The organism is Candidatus Thiodiazotropha sp. AKAK2 (genome assembly GCF_058244685.1).
The window spans coordinates 16,147-38,393 of record NZ_JBSYOP010000032.1 but is presented as its reverse complement, the minus strand read 5'-3'; the positions used below and the strand labels follow the sequence as shown (position 1 = coordinate 38,393).

The 22,247-nt window shown below is 52.4% G+C and carries 19 protein-coding genes; 11 read left to right on the top strand and 8 right to left on the bottom strand.

What is annotated here, in order from left to right:
- Positions 1 to 50 precede the first annotated feature (50 nt).
- Positions 51 to 491, top strand: coding sequence for a hypothetical protein (locus AC4IE8_RS15015; RefSeq protein WP_490791368.1), 441 nt, complete (start codon positions 51 to 53; stop codon positions 489 to 491).
- 122 nt (positions 492 to 613) lie between these two features.
- On the opposite strand, the gene AC4IE8_RS15010 is transcribed toward AC4IE8_RS15015, so the two are convergent.
- Both AC4IE8_RS15010 and AC4IE8_RS15005 read right to left on the bottom strand, forming a co-directional pair.
- A complete protein-coding gene (locus AC4IE8_RS15010) occupies positions 614 to 3,799 on the bottom strand; it encodes an MMPL family transporter (RefSeq protein WP_490791367.1) in 3,186 nt (1,061 codons plus the stop codon).
- Between the two features lie 324 nt (positions 3,800 to 4,123).
- Entirely contained in the window at positions 4,124 to 4,819 is a 696-nt protein-coding gene (locus tag AC4IE8_RS15005; RefSeq protein WP_490791366.1) for an HAD family hydrolase, read from the bottom strand.
- A gap of 265 nt (positions 4,820 to 5,084) precedes the next feature.
- Between AC4IE8_RS15005 and AC4IE8_RS15000 the strand changes: the two genes are divergently transcribed.
- From AC4IE8_RS15000 to AC4IE8_RS14960, 9 genes are all read left to right on the top strand, one after another.
- Entirely contained in the window at positions 5,085 to 6,461 is a 1,377-nt protein-coding gene (locus AC4IE8_RS15000; protein ID WP_490791365.1) for an L-serine ammonia-lyase, read from the top strand.
- Between the two features lie 178 nt (positions 6,462 to 6,639).
- A complete protein-coding gene (locus AC4IE8_RS14995; protein WP_068987387.1) occupies positions 6,640 to 7,395 on the top strand; it encodes a hypothetical protein in 756 nt (251 codons plus the stop codon).
- A 269-nt stretch (positions 7,396 to 7,664) separates the two neighbouring features.
- Positions 7,665 to 7,892: a hypothetical protein gene (locus tag AC4IE8_RS14990; RefSeq protein ID WP_490791364.1), complete on the top strand. Its 228-nt coding sequence runs from the start codon at positions 7,665 to 7,667 to the stop codon at positions 7,890 to 7,892.
- Between the two features lie 13 nt (positions 7,893 to 7,905).
- Complete coding sequence (gene sufB, locus AC4IE8_RS14985) at positions 7,906 to 9,351, top strand: Fe-S cluster assembly protein SufB (RefSeq protein ID WP_490791363.1); 1,446 nt, start codon at positions 7,906 to 7,908, stop codon at positions 9,349 to 9,351.
- 65 nt (positions 9,352 to 9,416) lie between these two features.
- Positions 9,417 to 10,169 carry a Fe-S cluster assembly ATPase SufC gene (gene sufC, locus AC4IE8_RS14980; RefSeq protein ID WP_068987390.1) on the top strand — a complete coding sequence of 251 codons (753 nt, stop codon included), beginning with the start codon at positions 9,417 to 9,419 and terminating at the stop codon, positions 10,167 to 10,169.
- Positions 10,166 to 11,503, top strand: coding sequence for a Fe-S cluster assembly protein SufD (sufD, locus tag AC4IE8_RS14975; RefSeq protein ID WP_068987391.1), 1,338 nt, complete (start codon positions 10,166 to 10,168; stop codon positions 11,501 to 11,503). Before sufC ends, sufD begins: the two co-directional genes overlap by 4 nt.
- Positions 11,487 to 11,846, top strand: a complete 360-nt coding sequence (locus AC4IE8_RS14970; RefSeq protein ID WP_068987392.1) for an SUF system Fe-S cluster assembly protein — start codon at positions 11,487 to 11,489, stop codon at positions 11,844 to 11,846. The genes sufD and AC4IE8_RS14970 overlap by 17 nt, the downstream gene beginning before the upstream one ends.
- A gap of 76 nt (positions 11,847 to 11,922) precedes the next feature.
- Positions 11,923 to 12,249 (top strand): HesB/IscA family protein, encoded by a 327-nt coding sequence (locus AC4IE8_RS14965; protein WP_068987393.1) that lies wholly within the window; start codon positions 11,923 to 11,925, stop codon positions 12,247 to 12,249.
- 104 nt (positions 12,250 to 12,353) lie between these two features.
- The gene (locus AC4IE8_RS14960) at positions 12,354 to 12,797 is read left to right on the top strand and encodes a SufE family protein (protein WP_068987394.1); all 444 of its coding nucleotides are present in this window, start codon (positions 12,354 to 12,356) and stop codon (positions 12,795 to 12,797) included.
- A 95-nt stretch (positions 12,798 to 12,892) separates the two neighbouring features.
- Here the strand turns inward: AC4IE8_RS14960 and AC4IE8_RS14955 are convergent, their stop codons facing one another.
- The 5 genes from AC4IE8_RS14955 to AC4IE8_RS14935 form a co-directional block, all read right to left on the bottom strand.
- On the bottom strand, positions 12,893 to 14,020 hold the full coding sequence (locus AC4IE8_RS14955) for a methyl-accepting chemotaxis protein (protein WP_068987395.1): 1,128 nt from the start codon (positions 14,018 to 14,020) through the stop codon (positions 12,893 to 12,895).
- Positions 14,021 to 14,203: 183 nt separating this feature from the next.
- Entirely contained in the window at positions 14,204 to 16,525 is a 2,322-nt protein-coding gene (locus AC4IE8_RS14950; RefSeq protein ID WP_490791362.1) for a PhnD/SsuA/transferrin family substrate-binding protein, read from the bottom strand.
- Between the two features lie 316 nt (positions 16,526 to 16,841).
- Positions 16,842 to 17,552, bottom strand: a complete 711-nt coding sequence (locus AC4IE8_RS14945) for an SIMPL domain-containing protein (RefSeq protein ID WP_490791361.1) — start codon at positions 17,550 to 17,552, stop codon at positions 16,842 to 16,844.
- A 149-nt stretch (positions 17,553 to 17,701) separates the two neighbouring features.
- A complete protein-coding gene (locus tag AC4IE8_RS14940) occupies positions 17,702 to 18,574 on the bottom strand; it encodes a ThiF family adenylyltransferase (protein WP_068987398.1) in 873 nt (290 codons plus the stop codon).
- Positions 18,561 to 19,376, bottom strand: a complete 816-nt coding sequence (locus tag AC4IE8_RS14935; RefSeq protein ID WP_490791360.1) for a PEP-CTERM/exosortase system-associated acyltransferase — start codon at positions 19,374 to 19,376, stop codon at positions 18,561 to 18,563. The genes AC4IE8_RS14940 and AC4IE8_RS14935 overlap by 14 nt, the downstream gene beginning before the upstream one ends.
- 461 nt (positions 19,377 to 19,837) lie before the next feature.
- Here AC4IE8_RS14935 and AC4IE8_RS14930 point away from each other — a divergent pair, with 461 nt between their 5' ends.
- A complete protein-coding gene (locus tag AC4IE8_RS14930) occupies positions 19,838 to 21,034 on the top strand; it encodes a GGDEF domain-containing protein (protein WP_068987400.1) in 1,197 nt (398 codons plus the stop codon).
- Between the two features lie 2 nt (positions 21,035 to 21,036).
- Here the strand turns inward: AC4IE8_RS14930 and AC4IE8_RS14925 are convergent, their stop codons facing one another.
- The gene (locus AC4IE8_RS14925) at positions 21,037 to 22,245 is read right to left on the bottom strand and encodes an efflux RND transporter periplasmic adaptor subunit (RefSeq protein WP_490791359.1); all 1,209 of its coding nucleotides are present in this window, start codon (positions 22,243 to 22,245) and stop codon (positions 21,037 to 21,039) included.
- Positions 22,246 to 22,247: the final 2 nt, after the last annotated feature.

Here is a 22,247-nt window from a genome sequence, read left to right as displayed (position 1 = left end):
GTGTTGATAGGCGATAGCTTTACTTCTGTTTTGTTTATAAGAGGGAATCAATGAAAAAAATTACTGTTTTGTTACTGGCCGTTCTGCTTTTTACAGTCTCTGGCGTAACGGCTGAAAACATGGGTGGTAAAGGTCAATTCATGAAATATATGGCACATGTCAATCCCGTGCCGAACTATGTCGCATTTATTCGGAAAAATTCCCAGCAACTGAAAATTAGTGATGCTCAGATGGCGCAGGTCATGGAGTGGAACAAGCAAAACCGTTCAAAGATGCATGAAATGGTGATCTCAGTCATCGAGGGCGAAAAGAAGTTGGCCCAGGCATCGCTGGATGGGGTCAGTGCGGATGAGATCAACAGTATGGCCGAAGCGGTACAAAAAACCCGTCTGCAGATCGTTGCCGGAAAAACCCGTTGCCGTGATCGGATGATGGAAATTCTCGACGATGCACAGTGGAGTCAGCTGACCACCATGGTGGCTGCCAAGTAAATCTCGAAGTTGGTTCTTGAGAAGGCAGCCTGTGGGCTGCCTTTTTTATGGCTGTTAGGGTCTCTTAACCGGCCCTGGGAGCTGAAGCTGGCATGCACCGGCAACGGATCTGTCTGGATTCGTCAAGCGCGCTTTTCCTTGTTCTCCAGTTGGGTCAATTGCCAGATGGGTTGACTCGATTTAGCTCGTTCGATTAGTGATTCCGCTGTATCACCTCGCTTAAGGTGAGTACACCTGGCCTCAATGGTAACATCTTCGATAACACCGAAATCTATCTCATTAAGACTCTGCTTCAAGCGCCAGGCTATCTCATTCAGCGTGGTGTGATCCGTTCGTGGTAAAACGATGATGAACTCTCCTGTTCCCCAACGGGAGAGCAGATCAACTTTTCTTAGCACCTGATTGATTGCATGAGTGAACTCATGAAGCAGCCATCTCAGTAGCTGTCTTCCATGGTTTTCAATGATGAAATCCTCACCTTCGATTTTAAGGATGATCAGACAGAGTGGCTCCTCATACCGATGCGCTTTTTCAGCTGTGAAGTCCAGTAGTTTTTCAATGAAGGTAGCACCGTAGAGGCCGGACATGTCATCCTGGTAGGATGGGTCGTATGGTTCATGCAGCAGCCGATGGGCAATGGTTGTGGAGAGGTTTTCATGAAAGCGCGAAGCGATACGGGGAAACAGTCGGGCAATCCGGTGAATACCGTCCCACCTGAATGACAGGGCCTGTACCTGACCGACAGCCACCACATCAGCCTGACGCTGCCGATTGGAAACCAGTGACGTTACCCCGAATACGCCACCGGGCTGATAGGTGGTGACCTGAAAGGTGGAGCCGTCTGAACGGGTATGCCAGGCTTCCGCCTGCCCCTTGAGCAGAACCAGCATGGTGTCGTATTTCATACCTTGCAACAGAATTGCTTCATCCGCCTGGTACTCTCTGATGCGGCTCAGGGCCACCAGTTGTCTCACCTGCCAGGGCCGCATATCTTTGAACAGTGGACACTTGTCGAGTACATCGCGCCTTAAGTGAAGTGAAAGTACGCTCCACACTGAAATCAGACGCGTATTACGCAGCATCAAAGGAATCAGAACAAAGGTTCCAACCAGGGCCAGGCACATGACCAAGGCACTCAGCAACCCAAATAGAGATACCGGCGGGAAGTTGGAAAAGGTCAAAGTAAGAAAGCCGGCGGCCAGAGCGAGTGCTGTGGCAATGATCGGTGTCGACTCCTGTTGAATGACTTGCAGCAGGGCATCCGATTCAGAACGGAAGTTACTTGCCAGGCGCTGGTATCTCACCATGAAATGCATGGTGTGGTCGACACAGATACCCAGGGCGATGGCGCCAACCATGGTTGTACCGGTATCCAGGGCGATGCCGGCCATGCCCATCACGCCAAATAACACCACGATAGGAAATGCATTGGCGACGACGGCAATCAAGCCTGCTTTCAGATTCATGAACAGCAGGGCTACCAGTAAAAAGATCACCAATAGCATCAGAAGCAGTGATTTTGCCTGCCCATCGGCCATGTAATCTACGGCCTGGCTGTTAAGATAACTGCCCCCGGTGATCATGACTTTGAGGGTGGGATCCAACCAGGTTTCTGTGTAGGTCTTGATCTCCTCAACCACCTGATTAAGTTCATGGGAAGAGCTGATAGCATGCCGCACAAGAATGCGTGCCTGGCTGTAGTCGGAGGAGACAAAGCTCTCGGCGCTCACGTGGTCTAGCAGGGACATGTACTCCTTGACCACTTCGTTACGGGCCGGTAGATAGATGGTGCCGGGCCACTCATTGTCGATGCCACTGTGCACCACGGCAATAAAGTCGGCAAAGGAGAAGCTTTTGTCAAACCGTCCTGTCTCCTCCAGATAGTCCTGCAGTCTGTGCAGTTCCTCAAGATAAGGTACTTGGAGAAAGGTACCCTGGGTACCGCTCAATACAATCGAGAGGGCCTGCATACCCGAGAGATTCTGTTGCAACAATTCGGCCTGTTCTGGTAATTCCGATGATTGATCGAAGTAGTCCATCACATTGTTGTTGATGTTGATCTGGGTTGCCCAGATCAGACAGAGTGACATCAGCAACAGAATCGAACCGATGATGGTTTTGGGGTAGTGGGAGAGTTGTTGATAGAGGTGGGTGGAAAATTGTGCGTATGGACGTTGAGTGGCTGACAGAATGGTGAAGCCATAGTGTCTTGCCAACTGCAGAGAAGCGGGAACCAGGGTGCTGGTGATCAGAAAGTTCATCGCCAGACCGATGGCGCAGATCAGGCCAAACTGTTGCAACAGGTCAATGCGATTGATCGAGATTGAAAGAAATCCCAATGCGGTTGTTGCGAAGGTCAGGAGAATGGCCATACCCATGAACTTTGCCATCAGGCTGAGTGCCAGTTGGTTGCTTTTGCCTTTGCGTATGGCAGCCTGATACTCGGAGAGTAGATGAATATCCTCTGTTGAACCCACGATGATCAGCAGAGCCGGTACGATCGAGGTCATCACGTTTACCGGTATACCGATGGCTGCCATCAAGCCCAGCGTCCATAACACGCTCATACCTGCCGTGAGCAGTGGTATCAGTGGGGCTTTCCAGTTACCCAGGGTGATCGACAGGGTGACAATCAGAACTGCCAGGGCAAGCGGTAGTATCAACAACTGATCGGTGCGGATCTGCTCTGATATGGCTGAACGAATCGAAGGGTCTCCCAGGTGAAAAGCCCTGCGAAAACGTTTCTGTAGAGGCTCAATTGCCTCATCCAGGGCCAGTGAAACCTGCTCATCGAAGCCGCGATGGTAATTCTCCAGATCGAAAAAGAGATTGATCGCCATGACATGCCCGTTGTGCGAGAGCAGGTTTCTTTCGATCAGCGGGTTGAGTAGTGCAGCCTCAATCCGGGATTGCAGGACCTTTCGGCTTTCCGGTATGGGTTTTAAGTAGGGGGCGGTATGAATATAGCCATCGACGGTACGCAGATAGCGTACTGAGAACAGGCTGACCATACGCGACACCTGGGGAATCTTCTCAATCTCTGCCAAGGCCAGCTGGATCGCTTTGAGGTTTTCAGCTGCAAACAGCTTCGGATCTTCCAGGTAGACAATGGTGACGTTCTCACTACCGAAGGTATCCATGGTGCGCTGATAGTCGGTGAGAGCAGGGGGATTGTTGATCATCATCCCTTCCGCCGTGATCTCCACGCGCAGCTCGGGCAGATGGCTGAGGGCAAGCAGCGTGATGCTGAAAAGTGCCGCCATCACCCAGGCTGGATAGCGTGCAGCAGACAAGATGACTTTTGTCATGAGGAGAGCTCCCGAGTCCGTCGGCAGGTCAATATCCACGGTCAAGCTGAGTGGATCGATTTACCTCATTAAGAAATACTCTTTTGGTTACGCCTCACTGCTTAGGAGTATGTTCATGAACCTTTAAGTTAGTATAGTCCTGGGGATTTTTAATGACGCTTCAGTCCGGCATATACCACAGAAAAAGTACGGACAAGCAAGACAACAAAATCAGCTCCTCTGATGTGAGTTCGATGCAGGTCATGAGGTTGTAACGATTGTAGAGGGTCCACTTCTGCAACCTAAACTGGCTTCATGTAGCTTCAGCGGCTGGGTGCTTTTCTATCAGCCTTCGGGGGATACCCTTTTCAACAGTTCCCGAATATGTTTAATGCGTCCTTTCGATCCCTCGCCCCTTCGCTTGAGCTCCTGCTCATTGCAGCCATCGAGAAAATAGGTCACCAGCAGGCTGTCGATGCCACAGGTTTCGGCCCCCATGTGCTCCTCGCTGCTGCCGTCGCCGATGAACAGAGCCGCCCGGGGGGCGATGGCCAGTTCGTCCAGTGCCATTCGATAGATGGCCGGATCCGGTTTCTGTACACCACGTTGCCAGCTGAAGTGTACTGAGGTGAACAGAGGAGCAAGTGGTGAGTCAGGCCAGGCGTCGACCTCACCGGTGGAGGCGTTTGAGATCAGCCCCAGGATGAATCCCTGCTGCTTTAGGTACTGCAGAATCGTCAGGATGCCGGGTTCGATTTCGAGCAAGGCTGTATTGAAACGCAACTGTCGCGCATCGGCAGCCTGTCGGACTTTGTGGAGCGGGATTGATGAATCGAGACTGTGGGCAATGCGCCTGACGGTCTCCAGATGATCGGTTCGAGTGACAATGTCATGGTGCTTACCGAAACAGGCCTGATTCCAGGCTTTGCGATCCAACCCGAGTATGTCTGCGGTATATTGCCCTTGCCCCTTTGCCGCCTTGGAAACGCTCAGCAGTGTGCCGAACAGGTCAAACAGGATTGCTTTGTAGGTGGATTTCATTTTCAGGGCGCACAATTGTGAAGGATCTTCGGCCAGTGGTCTATTTTACCTACAAGCGATGATGGAAAAAATGGATTGTGCCGAATCTGTCGGTGATTGAATAGTCACTCCAAGACTTACTGATTGTCAGATTGAAGAGGTTTAAAAGCCTGTCGCTGGTAACTCATGGCTAGTGGGGGAGTGTGCCAAACTGCGTACAGTGTAGGTATATTGTCGGTGCTGGTTGTGAGATCTTATCGACTCTGGAAGTGAAAGGAGAATGATCATGTCGGTCAGTGTGTTCGATCTTTTCAAAATCGGCATCGGACCATCGAGTTCCCATACGGTAGGACCGATGCTGGCCGCAAAACGCTTTATCGAGCAGCTCGATGAGGCCGGTCAGTTGGCCGGCACAAGCAGGCTGAAGATCGAGCTCTACGGTTCACTCGGTGCAACCGGTAAGGGGCATGGTACGGATAAGGCGGTGATCCTCGGGTTGCAGGGTGAGACACCGGAAGAGGTTGAAGTGGATGCGATTCCGCTGCGCATGGATCGGGTGCGGGTGGAGCGGCAGATCGAGCTCCATGGAGGACAGGTGATCGGGCTGGACCCCGATCGAGATCTGGTCTTCTATCGACGCAAACAGCTGGGTCTGCATCCCAACGGCATGTTGTTCACGGCATTGGATGAGGCGGGAGAGCCTGTAAAGAGTGGTGAGTTCTACTCGGTTGGGGGCGGATTTGTGGTGCAGACCGATGATCAGGGTGAGCCGCAGATTGTCGAGCAGCAGACTGAACTGAAATATCCATTCCACAGCGGTCGGGAGTTACTCGGTCAGTGCGAGGCCAATGGTCTCTCTATTAGTCAATTGATGCTGGAAAACGAGCTGGCCTGGCGGGATAAAGCCGAGATCAGCCAGCAGCTGTTGGGAATCTGGCATGTGATGCAGCAGTGTGTCGAGAAGGGCTGTGAAACGGAGGGTCTATTACCGGGCGGTCTCAAGGTTAAGCGCAGAGCACCAAGACTTTTCCGGCAACTGAGTAATGATGCCGAGCTGAGTACCGTACCCCTGGGGACCATGGACTGGGTCAACCTGTTTGCCCTGGCGGTGAATGAGGAGAATGCTGCCGGTGGCCGGGTTGTTACAGCGCCGACCAATGGGGCGGCGGGGATCATTCCGTCCGTACTTCACTACTACTGGCGATACTCCCCGGGCGCCAATGAAGAGGGCGTGGTGCGTTTTCTGTTGTGTGCCGGTGCGATCGGTATTCTCTACAAGGAGAATGCCTCCATATCCGGTGCCGAGGTGGGTTGCCAGGGGGAAGTCGGTTCGGCCTGTTCCATGGCGGCCGGAGCTCTGACCGAGGTACTGGGAGGCACGCCACAACAGGTTGAGAATGCGGCCGAGATCGGTATGGAGCACAATCTGGGCCTGACCTGTGACCCGGTGGGTGGATTGGTGCAGGTGCCGTGTATCGAACGCAATGCCATGGGGGCGGTGAAGGCGATCAATGCGGCCCGTATGGCCTTGAGAGGGGATGGTTCCCACTTCGTCTCTCTCGACAAGGTGATCAAGACCATGCAGGAGACGGGTGCCGATATGCAGACAAAATACAAAGAGACATCACGGGGCGGTCTGGCGGTGAACCTGGTAGAGTGTTAACTGGCCCAAAGCGGACCGCTTTGAGAGTCTGGAGCTGTCTGCTGCAGCTAGCCTTGGTCCGGATGAAATGGACGATTGCCTCATCGGGCTCACAAATCTGATTTGCTTGCTTCTGATAAGCGATTAGAATCAGTGGCACTGCTGTCGGGCCTGCAGTTGGAGAGGAGAAGGATGCGCCATGACCATTGCCAACGATGACGAGAGTTTTCTATCTTGGGATCATGCCTGCCGTTTTGTTGGCGACGAAAAGATTCTGCGTGAGATGGAGGAGCTCTATCTCCATTTTGCCGGGTTTGCTTCAGTCGAGGTGCAGGAGCGCTCCTACGAGCGGGTCTACGTGGATGGCTATCTCAGGCTCTATCCGGCGGATGTCAGTGAACTGAAACGGGGCCTATCGGTGACCTGTAACAGTGCACTGATCGATCACCACATGAGTATCAACGGCGTCGTCAGAGAAGAGCTGTTTCAGAAATTTTTGGTGTTCGACGATGAATTGCTCATCGGTCTCTCTGTCGAGAAAGGTAACAGTGCCTATAACTACCCCTCGGATATCAGTTTTTATCATGAAGATCTGTACCAGATGTGCGACAGGATCGGCATCAAACCAGGTGTTCCGGTCGATCCCTCCCCTGACAGTCAACTGACGACGCCAACCCCTGACAGTCAATTGCTGGCGCCATCCTCTGACAGCCAGCCCCTGGATTCGTCTGAGAGTACGCTGGATGAGTTGAATCTGATCGGCGCACTGGCCTGTATGCTGGCAATGAACAATGATCTTGAGGAGTCACTGCGTGATGGTCAGCATATCTCCGAAATCATCATTGACGATCTGTTTACCATGCTCGATGGGCTCGGGGTCGAAATGGACGGCAAAAAGAAGTTTCTCTATGAGCGTCTGATCTCAAAGGGTGTCAAGTCGATTCTTGACGATTAGTCGTAAAAGACCTTCAGCCAATCTACGGTTTGTGCCTGGGTTCGGTTCACTGCGTAACCCTTGTTCTATTAGGGTATAGGGACTGTTCCAGTTGTTTGTATTCTTTCTATCCTATTGATTATTAAATAATTAAATAGGTTTGGAAAATGCCTCTCCCACTATTCCCCTTAAATTGGATTGTGTTTAGCTCTTGCAAACCATAATACCTGACTATATTACTAAGTTATTACTTGGTCGCCTTGATTTTTTAAAGGCTGGGATGTGTATTGATGGTTACACTTTTTCAACTCTTTTCGGTCCGCTGTTGTGGTGGTCCCGTGGGCTTTTTAACCCTGATCAGTATCGCTGTTGGTCTGCTGTTTCTGGTGCTCTCCGCGACTGAGCTGGCTGTGGTTTTCATGATGGCCGGTAGCGTTGCAATGCTCTCCTGTCTCTATCTCGGCAGCAGTCGTTGTGGCGCTGTGTGTAATAAGCGGTCACTTCCCGATCAGCATTAAACGGAGTCACGATATGGGTCAGACAAACAGTGAAATGGAGGCGTTGATTGCGGCTGAATATGCCCAGGGTTTCATCACCCGGATCGACTCCGATACCTTTCCTCCCGGTTTGGACGAAGCGGTGGTGCGCGCTATCTCGGAGCGCAAGGGAGAGCCGGAATGGATGCTGCAAAAACGTCTCGAAGCCTACCGCCACTGGTTGACAATGGATCAACCCGATTGGGCGGTAATCAACCATCCGCCTATCGATTTTCAGCAGATCTCCTACTACTCCTCGCCGAAGCAGTCACCGAAGCTTGAGAGTCTGGATCAGGTCGATCCGGAAATTCTTGCCACCTATGAAAAGCTCGGTATCTCCATCGAGGAGCAAAAGGCGCTGTCCGGGGTTGCGGTTGATGCGGTCTTCGACAGTGTCTCCGTGGCCACCACCTTTCGAGAGACGCTCGCTGAAGCTGGTGTGATCTTCTGCGCCATCTCTGAAGCGTTGCGGGATTATCCGGAGCTGGTGCGTCAATACATGGCCTCTGTGGTGCCCCATAAGGATAACTTTTTTGCCGCGCTCAACAGTGTCGTGTTCAGTGATGGAACCTTTGTCTATATACCAGAAGGTGTCAAATGCCCGATGGAGCTCTCCACCTATTTTCGCATCAATGAAGCGAAAACCGGTCAGTTTGAACGTACCCTGATCATTGCAGAGGCGGGCAGTGAGGTGAGCTATCTGGAGGGCTGTACCGCGCCGATGCGGGATGAAAACCAACTCCATGCCGCGGTGGTTGAACTGGTGGCGATGGAGGATGCAAAGATAAAGTATTCAACCGTGCAGAACTGGTATCCGGGTGATCTTGAGGGCAAGGGGGGTATCTACAACTTTGTCACCAAGCGGGGTGACTGTCGAGGGGATCGCTCCCACATCTCATGGACTCAGGTGGAGACCGGATCCGCAGTCACCTGGAAATATCCCAGCTGTATTTTGCGCGGTAGGGACAGCGTCGGTGAGTTCTACTCGGTTGCTGTAACCAAGGGTTTTCAACAGGCCGATACCGGCACCAAGATGATCCATATCGGTGAAAACAGTCGCAGCACGATTGTCTCCAAGGGTATTTCCGCAATGCAGGGAAGTAACGCCTATCGAGGCCTGGTGAGGATTGCCGGCAAGGCGGAAAACGCGCGTAACCACACCCGTTGCGATTCCCTGTTGATCGGTGACCGTTGTGCCGCCCACACCTTTCCCTATATCGAGGTGAAGAATCCAACCGCCAAGGTGGAGCACGAAGCTACCACTTCGAAGGTCAGTGAGGATCAGCTCTTCTATTGTCGACAAAGAGGGCTCACGGAAGAGGATGCGGTGTCGATGATCATCAACGGTTTCTGTAAAGAGGTCTTCCAGGAACTGCCGATGGAGTTTGCAGTCGAGGCTCAGAAACTGCTCGCTGTGAGTCTCGAAGGGGCGGTCGGATAGGTTTGTAACGGAGTCATCAGAGCTGTGGATGATGCGATTCTCTGCAGTATTAATGAGGTAAAGAGATGTTAGCCATTAAGAATTTAACAGCCAGTGTGGATGGAAAAGAGATCCTGAAAGGCGTGGATCTTCAGGTGGAGGCTGGAGAGTTGCATGCCATCATGGGACCGAACGGTTCAGGCAAGAGTACTCTGGCACACATTCTGGCGGGTCGTGACGGTTATTCCGTAACCGGTGGTGAGGTTCGCTATCTGGGTGAAGACCTGTTGCAGCTGGAAGTGGAAGAGCGGGCCCGGCAGGGCCTGTTTCTGGCAATGCAATATCCGGTGGAGTTGCCCGGGGTGAATAATATGAGTTTCCTGCGCGAATCGATGAATGCATTGCGCAGAGCCCGGGGTGAACCTGAGATCGATACCCTCAGTTTCATGAAGCAAGTAAAAGAGAAGGCCAGACAGGTAAAACTCGATGAGAAGCTGTTGAAACGATCTGTCAATGCGGGCTTCTCCGGAGGGGAGAAGAAACGCAACGAAATTCTGCAGATGGCGATGCTTGAACCGAAACTGGCGATCCTCGACGAGACCGACTCAGGGCTCGATATCGATGCCTTACGGACAGTGGCGGACGGAGTCAATCGGTTGCGTACAGCGGAACGGGGCATGCTTGTGGTGACCCACTATCAACGGCTGCTCGACTATATTCAGCCGGACAAGGTGCATGTGTTGGCAGATGGTCGGATTGTACGCAGTGGTGGTAAGGAACTGGCATTAGAGCTTGAAGCAAGAGGTTATGGCTGGTTGCTCGAGGAGGCAGCGGCATGATCCTCTCCCCGAGTGACTACAAGCGTGGCACACTGCAGGGTATCGAATCTCTGCCCATGAGTTCCGGTGATTGGATGATTGACCGGCGCCTGGCTGCTCTGGAAAGGTTTGAAACGCTGGGTTTTCCCGATCGACGTTCGGAAGCCTGGCGTTACACCAGTGTGGAGGGCTTGCTTAAGCAGGGCTTTACTGCTCCAGCCAAGAGTTCGCAAAGGGATCGGGATGACGGGATTCAGAACCATCTGTTGGAAATTGCCACGCTGGGACGCCTGGTGTTTATCGACGGTCAGTTCATCGAAGAGCACTCAGTTTATCCCTCGGAAGGCGTCAGGGTAACCAGTCTTAAAACGGCCATGGCAACAGGGGATCGCCAGGTTTTGGAGGCGGTGGGTAGTCTGTCAGGCTTGGGTGACGATGGATTTGCGGCGTTGAATCTGGCCGGTTTTCAAGATGGGGCAGTGATACGGATCGCCCCGGATGTCAGGCTGGATGGGCCAATGGAGTTGCTTCACTTGAGCACGGACAGGGTAGAAGGGCACAAACTGCCTACCCGTCACCTGATTCTGCTGGAGCGTGGCAGTCAGGCTGAATTGATTGAACGCTTCATCTCAGAGGATCAACAGAGTAGCTATTTCAACCATCAGGTGGTCGAGATCAGCCTGGCTGAGCAGGCCACTCTGAGTCACAAGCGCATTCAGATGGAGAGTCGTCAGGCCTATCATCTGAGCGATCTGCATATCGCACTGCAGAGCAAGGCAGCCTACTACGGGGTAATGGCAGCGATTGGAGGCTGCTGGTCACGCACCTTTATCTCAAATCGTTTTCAACAACCCGATGCCCATTGTGAACTGGATGGTCTCTATCTCGTGGATGATGGGCAGCTGACTGATTTTCATCTCGATATTGATCACCAGTTGGCCAATTGCAGTAGCCGGGAGAACTTCAAAGGGATCTTGCGTGGTGCCGGCAAAGCGGTTTTCGATGGCCTGATACAGGTTGGTAAGGGGGCGCAAAAAAGTGAGGCCCATCTGCATAATGCCAATCTGATGTTGTCGAGACAGGCTGAAGTGGATACCAAACCCCAGTTGACGATTCTGGCCGATGATGTGATCTGCAGTCATGGCACCTCGGTTGGGCAGCTGGATGATCAGGCGATCTTCTATCTGCGCTCCCGGGGGCTTGATGAACAGCGGGCCCGGGCTTTGTTGTGTCAGGGATTCCTGGCGGAAATCATCGAGAAATTTGAACACCAGGCCTTGATCGAGCTGCTTAACAGACGCATGAACTTTGTCGGTTTGACAGAACCGGAGACGAATCATGAGTCGCTTGGTTGAAGCTGTAAAGTCACTTCTGCCCGGTCAGGCGAAGAGCAGTGTACCGAGTCAGGATCAATTGATCGAAGCCCTGCGCACGGTTTATGACCCGGAGATTCCGGTCAACATTTATGATCTGGGTTTGATCTATCGGCTGGAGGTTGATGATCAGGGGCAGGTGGAGATCGATATGACTTTGACCGCACCGGCCTGTCCTGTAGCGGGAACCCTGCCCCGAGAAGTGGGGCGTGTGATCGATGCGGTACCTGGTGTTGAGGATACGGTTGTTCATCTGGTCTGGAGTCCACCCTGGAGCAAGGAGCGGATGAGTGAAGAGGCGCAGATGAAGTTGGGATTGCTGTAGTGTTTGTAATGATGTGAGTCCTGGCGGGCATCATGGTTGTTCATGAGGCTCTTTTCAGGATAGTAGAGGTGTCGAGATGTCCATACAGTTGACTGACAGAGCGGCTGAACATGTCAGCAGGATGTTATCCGGTCACGGCTCGGGTATCGGGCTGCGCCTGGCAACGAAAAAGAGTGGCTGTTCCGGTTTTGCCTATGTGGTGGATTATGCGGAGCAGGTCGATGCGGATGACCTTGTATTTGAAAGCCACGGGGTGAAGATTGTGGTGAATCACCAGAGTCTGCCCATGCTGGATGGTATGACCATCGATTTTGTCAAAGAGAATATGCTCAACGAGGGATTTGAGTTTATCAATCCCAATGTGAAACAGAGTTGTGGCTGTGGTGAATCATTCAGCGTGTGAAATCTTCAACTCTGGCAGCTCCGCCTTGATCAACAGTATGGTTGAAAATCTGCAGGTAACCGATTTGGGCGTCGGCTGGATATTGTGCATGGGAACAAGCTGATATGACCATCCTGTCTGAAGCTGAAAGCATTGAGCAGATCGTCGAAACTTTCGAGTTTCTTGATGATTGGGATACCCGATATCAATATCTGATCGAATTGGGTGAGAACCTCCCACCGATGCCGGATGCCCTTAAAACTGAGGCGAACTGGGTTAAGCCCTGTATGAGTACTGTGCATGTGGCGGCTCAGCTGGATCCCCGTCAGTCAGGCTTGATCCGTTTTCAGGGAGACTGTGATACCGCCATCATCAAAGGTGTACTGGCTGTGCTGATCGATCTGCTCTCCTATCGCAGTCTGCAGGAGATCAGAAATATGGATGTGGACAGTCTGTTCAAACGTTTACGGCTGGAAGAGCATCTCAGTCCCAGCAGGCATGTGGGAATCTACGCCATCGTCGATAAAATGGTTGAACGCGCCACAGCTTTGGTTGATGGTCAGCACTGATCTGCTGCGATCGAGTTCGACCCACTGACCTCTCAGGTCAGCGGGTTATCGTTTGTGCAGACGGTTCTGCTGAGAATCGTCAGTCGCTGAGGTGGTTAATGGTCGCTGCTACAGAGGATGTCGGAATTGCTCTCACCGGCGCGGGCCAGATCTTCCAGACTTGAAAGTACCAGTAGGCTGGCCTCTTCCATCTTGGATATCGCGCTGATGCCGTTTTTGTGGTCACCGGCTTTGGCGCATTCCATCGCCAGTTTACCATTTTTGTGCACATCAAGGTGGGGCGCTTCGATCTCGTGGTAGCCGTTGAGCTGGGAGAAGCAATCCTGACCTTCCCCTGTGTAATACCAGTTACCCAGACGACAGTTTCTGTGGTCCGGTAGATTCGAGGGATCCGCTTCTGTGAGTCCCATGAAGGCCTTATAGATGCCGAACTTAAAGATCAGATGGTCGAGTTTGGCCAGCTCAACGAAGGTTCGCAGTGAAGTTGAGGCAATGGCGCTCTCCATCTCCTTGGATAGCTCAAACTGCTTTTTGATCATCTGTATGGATCCGCTAACCTGACTCTGGAAATTGTCCGTGACATCCATCACCGATGACATGGTCTCGACAGATTTTTTTGTCTCCTGGGTGATGGTATCTACCAGGGCGGCAATTTCTGTGGTCGCCTCACGGGTTCGGCCTGCCAGATTACGCACCTCATCGGCAACCACCGCAAAACCCCGGCCCATCTCGCCGGCTCTGGCCGCTTCAATCGCAGCGTTGAGTGCCAACAGATTGGTCTGCTCAGAAATCCCCTGAATGATACTGACAAAGTTGCTGATGCTGTCTGCAATGGTGCTGAGTTTCACCACACTGTCGGAGCTTTCCCGGGAGATGGTGGTTACGTTATCGATCTCGCTGCTCATCACCTCAACCCCGGAGATGGCCTGCGAGGAGATCTCTGAGCCTTTAATGGCGCTCTGCTTCTCTTCCTTCATTGAGTTTGCCGTATGGCTCAGGGAGTGTTGCAGTTGGCTGAACGACTCACCTAAGCTGGAAAAATTCGCAAACAGTTGCTGATAGAGTTGTTTTTCACTCTGCAGACTCTCCGTTTCCTGCCGGAGTGTGTCATTGTCCCCTTTTGCAGCAGCCAGTTCCTGTTCCAGTGCCTGAATCCTAGCATCCTGCTGAGTGATCTGTTCTGCTTGAAGGGTGAGGGTCTTTTTATTACTTAAGCCAAACATAGTTTGATCCTCGCAGAGATCTGCAGGAGTTATTGATTAAAGGTAAATAGAGTATCGGCGGGAGTTACTATTTTTTAAGCCATATGACGAAATACTTATAAACCTGAGTTTTTACGGAGTCGAACACTTGGTTATGCAGGTAACCCTTGAATTAAGTCAGGTATTTCAGTGGTTGTTGATGGACTAAGCGGCTTGATTCAAAGGCAATTGAAGGCGGAAAGTCGTGCCGACACCGGCTTCTGTGTCGAAGTCTAACTTTCCACTGTGTTTTCGTACCAGGATATCGTGGCTTAGTGTGAGCCCCTGTCCAGTACCTTCTCCCACATCCCTTGTCGTAAAGAATGGGTTGAAGATCTGATCCTGGGCTGATTCCGGAATGCCGTCACCATTATCCGAGATGGCAAGTTGTACATACTGGCCGCGCTGTTGGCTGGTAATGGTGATCTTCCCAGTGTGCTGTTTTGAGCTCTCCTGCAATGCCTGGACCGCATTCATCAGGATATTGATCAGGGCCTGATGCATTTCGCTGGGTGAACAGCTCACCAGCGGCAGGGTCTCATCCAGGTCTGTTTCGAGTTCGGCAATCTGTTCCCACTGATAGCGGCTGATAGCCACGATATCCCTGATCAGCTTATTCAGGTCTGTAGGCTCATGGAGGGCGTTGTCGGAGGTGAAAATACGCATTGAGCGAACAATTCTGGAGACCTGCTCGGTACCCTGGTGACACTGTCGGATGGTGGTTGTGACCTCATCTTTGAGGTAGTCGAGATCGATCTCATCCCGCTTCTCATTACACGCCTCCAGCGTCGCCGAGAGATCGGAATTGCTTTCGATCGCCGCTGTCAGCGTCAGGTAGGTCGAAATCAGATCGTGGCTATCCTGATGAGCCTCCTCAATGAAATTCAAATTGTTGTTGATGGTCTGTATGGGAGTGTTGATCTCATGGGCGATGCCATCCGCCAGTTGAGCCAATGCCGTCATTTTATGGTGCTGAGTGCGTTGCAGTGCCAGCTGCTCCCGCTCGGTTTCGATGATCTTTCTTTGGGTAATGTCCCGGATCAGACAGATCACATGCCAGCCCCGATCCAGGGTGACCGATGAGATGGCGGCTTCGACCGGAAACCGCTCACCGGATTTTCGTATGGCTTCAAGCTCCAGCAGTGTGCCGCTGAGAGGGCTGTCGCAATTGCCGATATAGTTGAGGATCGGGTTCTCCTGTCGGTCAGTTGGCAGCCATTGGTCGATGAGCAGATTTGCTGCCTGCTCGGATGTGTAACCAAATATCTTACTCGCTGCAGGGTTCCAGAATTCGATATTGCCCTGTGGGTCGAGCATGATGATTGCGTCCAATGCGGATTCAGCCAGCTGGGTAAACTTGTTTTCACTCTCTTGCAGCTGAGAAAGGTTGTCTTTCAGTTTCGATTCAGTGGACTTCAGCTTGCCAATCGTTTGCGACAATCTCTGTTGGGTGTTACGCAAGCGGCGATTGTTCTCGCTGAGGAGTATCAGTGAGATTATGATCAGCAGCATGGAGACAAGCGTCATGATTGTGGCGATGGGGTGGTGCTCGGTCCACTCAATCAAAGTGGGTGGAAGACGCTTATGCGGTGGAATGTTCAAGCTTCGGTAGAGCTCATGGACAGGTTCATAGTTTGCCGGTACCGTCCAGCCCAAAATCCGGCTGCTCACAGCTGCAGGATGATCTTGAGGCATTTTTAACAGGGCAATGGAGACCTTTTCACCAAGCGATTTGGGGGTGTGTGGTAGCGCAGCCAATGGCCACTCCGGGTAGAGTTGGGTACTGAGCAGATAGGGAAAGCCCTGATTGGTCTGTAAGTTGAGTACCTTGATCTCATGCAATTTAACCAGGCCGCTGGCGGACATCTGTTCCAGCGTATCAGTTCGAACCGTTCCGGCGTCTACCTCACCGCTGATAACGGCATCAACCACAGCATCATGGGTGTTGAAGAAATGCAGCGTTGTCTCCCTTTCCACGTCTATGTCATGGGAGTGCAGTTCCCGCCTGGCCATCAGGAAACCACCAAGCGAGGTCGGATTTACTGCGCCGAATCTTATGCCTTTCAGGTCACTCAATCGGTGTAGAGCTGAGTTATCTTTGCGAGTGAAGATGACGCCACCAAAACGGTTTGCGCCGTGATCGCTGACCTTATTGATCAGGGTGGCGATACGGAAGGCTCGGAAGTCATGCTCTGCCTTGATATAGATTCCGGAATTGGCGAGTAAAAAATCGATCTGCCTGGTATGGATTGCCGGTTCGATCGCTTCGAACGGCAAAGGAACGATGCGAAATTGGGCATCCATGATCTGTTGTGTCAGATAGTCTGCGGTTTCAGACCAGCGTTGCAGGGTGATCGACGCTCCCCGTTTCGCCAATACACCGATCGTGTAGCTTGGAACCTCGGCCGCAATCCCCGCAGTAGATTGACTGGTTAAGAACAAAGTCAGCAGTAATGACAGCATCCTTGCCTTGGATAGGCTACCCATAAGCTTTTCAACAGCTCAATGCTGTGGTTGTCTCACTCAGTTTGTGTCTGTCATTCAAATGCAGCCGGCAAATGGTTCAAGGAGACCCCTTATTGACAGGAAGGAGCCTTATCTTACGCTCACCACTGCTGATAAGGCAGGTTGAACATATCTTTGCTGTGCCGCTAAACAGTCTATCGACTTGAGGGTGAGATTTTTTACCGGACCGGCTGTTGTCTGTGATTGTCGTTCCTAATTGTTTTGGTAAGTGGGGTTGAAACTGCCTGGCGCAAGGCGTAAAAGTCCGTACACCTCTTGTCTTCTGCTCAATTGACAACTATTCAAGCTGCAACTCGATCTTTCCGTTCGCATCCACTCTCAAGGTCTGGCTGCCAGCCTCAAGGGTGGGGGCTGAAGCCCGCCCCTCAATGGCCATCATGTTGGCGCGCATCGGGTAGGGCGCCGGGGAGTGATCAATGGTCTGCAGATGCATTTCAACCAGACGATAATGGCTGCGTCCCATCTGTTCAGTGACTTGCTCGGCTCGTTTGCGAAAAGCGCTGATCGCCTGGGTGGTAAGAGACTCCTCGGCAGTCTGGCGTTTTTTCGTTGAGATCGTGTAGCTCAGGGAGTCCAATGCCAATTTGGATTGCAAACTACCCAGCAAGCTACTCATGGCGGGGCTTGTTTTGCTCTCCAGTCGAATCGATTGCCGAACCCTCCAGCCAATAAGCTGTTGTTGATGATAACGTGGGGAGGTTCGGTAGCCCAGTGTGCTGACCTTGATATCACTCCTTTGTTTCGCCGTTTTCACCGCTTCTGCGATCAGGCTGTTGACCTGATCGGTCAGCAGCTTGAGGTCGGTACCCTCCCGCTGAGCGTACAAGGTGGCAATTTGGGTGTCGTTATCCACCTCCATTGTGGCGTAGGCATTGAGCTGCACCAGATCATATTGACGAGCTGGCTCCTCAGCGTGGAGTGGGGTAACTGAGATCACTGTAGCGATCAGGATCAGACACGAATTTAGATAAAGACCTGTATGGCGCATGGCTCCTCCGGGGGATGTCTATTCTTGAGCTCTGTTAACAGGCCCTAATATCGCGGCAGGCCGGATAACAGATCTATAGTTGATCGCCAAACAGTGTACGGGTTCCTGTGATCTGCCGTTGCCGGGTCTGGAGAGGGTTGGCGATGCCTCTAGACTGTTTCTGCGGAAGCAGCCAACTGGCGGCTGCCGAACCAGATTGCCAGACGCTGCAAAGGATGACGATTTCCGCCAGGTCTCCAGGTTTTGGCGAGTCGGTTTTCATAGGCATCGAATTGCAACCCCCAAGGGGCCGCTGTAACTGCTCCTCGTCCGAGCAGCAGTTTCAAAACCTGACTGGCGGCGAACCCAGCGCAGATCTCGCAGCCCATGGCGGTTGAGGGGCCGCGCTTCGCCAGCAGATCGATCCGCTGCGGTTCTACCAGATAAGCCTGGTGCAGTCTCGCTGGGGCCAGGCCGACCAGGAATCTCAGATATTGCTGATACTCGTCGACACCCTGAAGCTGAAAGTAGGATTCGAAACTCATCTCGCCCGGCAAGAAGCAGAGCAGTGCCGAACCCATTCCCAATGGCGCTGCCGTTACCGCAGGCAGTCCCATCTCATAACAGGCGGCAAACACTGCCCGCCTTGCCGTCATGGCAAAGAAATCGAGGCCATCCAGGTAGATGTCACAATCCTGTAAAAACGCTTCTGCCTGATCCGCTTTCACCCCCTGGGGAAAAGGCTTGATATCCAGCTGCGGATTGATTGCCAGGGCCGCATCAATCATGGTGTCGAGCTTAGGCTTGCCGACCGTGTCGAGATTTGCACCTGATTGACGATTGAAGTTTTCGACCGCAAAACTGTCGAAATCGGCCAGATTGAATTGACCTATTCCAAGTCGGGTCAGGGTAAGCAGGTGGCTGCCGCCCACACCCCCCAGGCCTGCAATGGCGACTCGGGCTTTACCCAGTTGTTGCTGCTCTGATTCGGTAACCCAGCCGATGTTCCTTGAAAACGCCAGCTGATAATCAAAATTTTTCATTCGAGTGCAATTGCAGATTGTTGCCGGGGATTTGCCAGGGTTGTTGTGCAAGATTCTGTTTGATCAGATCGTAGAGCCGCCTGATGTCGTCAGGCATGTTGCTGGTTAGCTCACTGCTCGGCAGCTCAAACAGCGCACGTTTGCCATGCAGTTCAAAATCGTCACTGATTTTGTGGAACTGGAGTCCGAATCGGCTCAAGTGGCGTTGCAGTCTGGGTTCCATGACCACCAACACCAATTTTAGCCGGCACAGATCGACCAGAGCGATGGATGATAAATAGAGACCGATGGCAATGTTGGGAAAATTGCGACGCTCCTCTTCGGTATACATTGTATTTGTGTTGTGACTGTCCAGGATAAACGGTTTGCCGGTTTCGTTGGCCCTGCGCCGAAAATGGAGTGGTACAGCCAGCCGGGATATTTCGCCGATATCCGTGGGTGGGATTTGCAACAGGCGTTCGCTCTTTACATTGGGAATCTGGTGTAACTGATAGGGCAGGTAGTTATCAGGTCTGCCCGCAGACGGGACCACCAACCTGACGCAACCTGCAATATCGCCACTACGGATATGTTCAAGCAGACAGTGGTGGGAATACGCATCGCAGTGATCTGTTTCAAGTCGGCTGCTGCTGGATGGCTCCCAGCCTAACTCTTCTGCATAGACTTTGTAGCGAATACTGTAACTGAAACGCTTTTGGTGTCGGGATGCGGCGTAGCGCGGATTGAAAAATTGAAAGAAATTTTGCGCCAGCCTCTCCATGTCTCTCTCCATAGCTTTCCTGGTCTGTGCTCTGTCGCTCAATCTACCGACGACCGATCCTGTTGGTCGTTGACCCCTGATCGGCATGGGATCAATGGGGTAGGGATGTGGCGTTTAAGAGTCTGCTGATACATCAACCTGATGCATAATCAATTATTCTTTCATTCTAATATTCTATTGCCGCTTTGAGCATTTGACTTAAACGAACATCCGATGAAACGACTCAGTCAATCGATTTAACTGATCTAGCACAATAAATATAGAACAATTTACGGAATTCTTCGCTGAAGTAGAGGTAAAACCATGTAGAATAGCTGGCTTAATTTGTCGTGGTTCTGCGGTTAATGATCGAGTACTCCCGGTCGGTGGAACCTATCGACCGTGTTTGTGTGGATACTATGGATGGGGCTGTTGATCTGGATCACTGATTGCTTGTTTAACGATCAAGTAGTTCAGGTGACAGGCGCTATAGTGACGGCCACGATGTTGTGGGATCGAACGGAATGATCAGTTTTGAGAAAATGTATATTACGATCAGTGAATCATTAGGGATCTATACCAAAGATCAACTCTACGAGTTGTTCACTACCAAGGAACATGGTCTGCCAATCTCCGGACACCGGGCTACGATTATCCAGAGCCGGGTGTTTTTCTTTTGTTTTGTTTTTGCGGTACTGGTGCCGGCCTGGTCGATCATCGACCTGCTCTTTCTGCCCAGTGCCCTGTGGGGCGGTCTGCTGACGATCAGAGCCGTATCCGGTATTGTTTTCGCCATCCTGGCCTGGTTGTCCCGTCGGCAACCGACCATGAAGCTGGCGCGCCTGCTATTGGCCGGTATGCTCGCGGTTACCCCGCTTTTCTATCTCGCTTCAGGTTATTGGATTGAGGGTTATCCGCTTACCAGTCAGGAGCAGATCATTGCCGGGCTTTACGGCTTGCTGCCGTTTGTGATGGTGGCTGGATTAACGCTCTTTCCATTGACACTGATTGAGTTCCTCGCCTATGCCGTACCCTTGTTTCTGGTTACATTGGTTTCTGCGTTTCCGGGTAGTGAAGCTGAAATACCCCAGGCGGTATCCACCCTGTGGCTGCTGATCCTGATCCTCGGGGTGGCGCTCTTCTCCTCCTTGACCCAGCTGCGTTACATGCTCTCACAGGTCAGTCGTGCCAGTTACGATGTGCTCACCGGTATGCTTACCCGGCGTGCCGGCATAGAAGTTCTTGATCTGCAGTTTCGACTGGCTTCCATGGGGGGCGGGTCGATGTCGATTCTCTACTTCGATCTGGATAACTTCAAAGCGGTAAACGATACCTATGGACATGATACCGGTGACAAGGTGCTTAAGACCGCATCAGAACAGATCTGTAACTGTGTGCGTAAAGGGGACAGTGTGATTCGCTGGGGTGGTGAGGAGTTTGTTGTGGTATTGCCTACCGCTGATCCCAGGGAAGCGAATGAGGTTGTGAGTCGAATCATGACGGCAGGTGTTGGGGAACGTCCTGAAGGAGGGCCGGTGACGGCCAGTATCGGTGTGGCTGAAGTTCAGGAAGACAACGTCAGTGATTGGAAGGCGCAGATTGAACTGGCCGATCATCGTATGTATTCCGCCAAGACGAGTGGCCGTGCCCGATCCATCGGTGTCGATGGCAAAGCCATGCTTTGGGCTGACGGGATTCAGCCCCACGCAGTCAATGAATGAGACTAGTCTCTGCCTTCAAGCAGTATACCTTGTTTGATTTTATCGCTCGGGTGGACAATGATCCGTTCACCCGGGCTTAGCCCTTCAGTCACCTCCGCTTCAAATCCGGTACGATAGCCGGTGGTGATCCGGCGCTGTACTGCCGTACCCTGTTGTTCGATGAAGACTGCCCAATGCTTGCCGTCACGAAACAGTGTGGTGAGCGGCAATTTCAGTACCTGCTTGTCACGCCATAGCACTATCCTTACATCCACCTGATAGCCGTGAGCGATACGATTCCACTGTGCATGCGGTGAGGTGAAATCGATGATCACATTGACCCGCTGCTCTTCAATGCCAAGGGCCGAAACCTTTGTGAAGCCGAAAGGTTCAACCCGCCTTACCACACCGTTGAGGGTTTGATCACCCCCCCAGTTTTCGATATAGACCTGTTGCCCCGGTTCCACCTTGATTGCATCGGAGGAGAGTAGATTAGCCACAATCTCCAGTTTGTCCGGGTCGCCAATCTCCAACAGGGGCTCACCGGCACTGACCACTCCTTCGCTCTTATGCTGAATTTTCAGGATCCGGCCGTTGACGGGGGCACGAATCGGTACACATTGGCACGCCTCTGCATTGCTACGAGGTGCCGTGGGAGAGATCAGTTGGGCATTGGCGCGGTCAAGTTCCGCCTGTCTCGCCTGACGATTGGCGACGGCAGTCTCCAGCGCTGCCTGGCGGGTTTGATAGGTCCGTTGCACGGATTCCAGCTCTCTCGCTGAGATCACCGCTTCCTTATGCAGTCGACGGGATCGGTTGCGTTCACTGAGTGCGAAATCGAGCTCAACCCGAGCCTCCTTTACCGCCGCTTCCGCCAGAATACGGTTGGCTTCCGCAGCGCGGATGTCGGCCCTGGCCTGGGCCTCACTGCGTGGATCGAGCAGGGTTGGATCGATGGGTTCGATCTCGGCCAGCAGGGTCTCATTGGCAATCACCTTATCGCCGACTTCGGCCTCGATGCGCATCGCCCGGCCGCTGATCGGTGCGGAGAGGGTAAACACATCCCTGACCCGGGTCTCTCCCTCCTCATCGATCGTCACGACAAGCTCCCCCGGTTGCAGGGTCATCAGGTCAACCGCAATCGGTTTCGGTTGGAAGGCCCAGACCAGTGATGCCAGAACAACCAGACTCACTACGCCCCAAATCAAGATACGTTTCCAGTGTGCGCTCATAA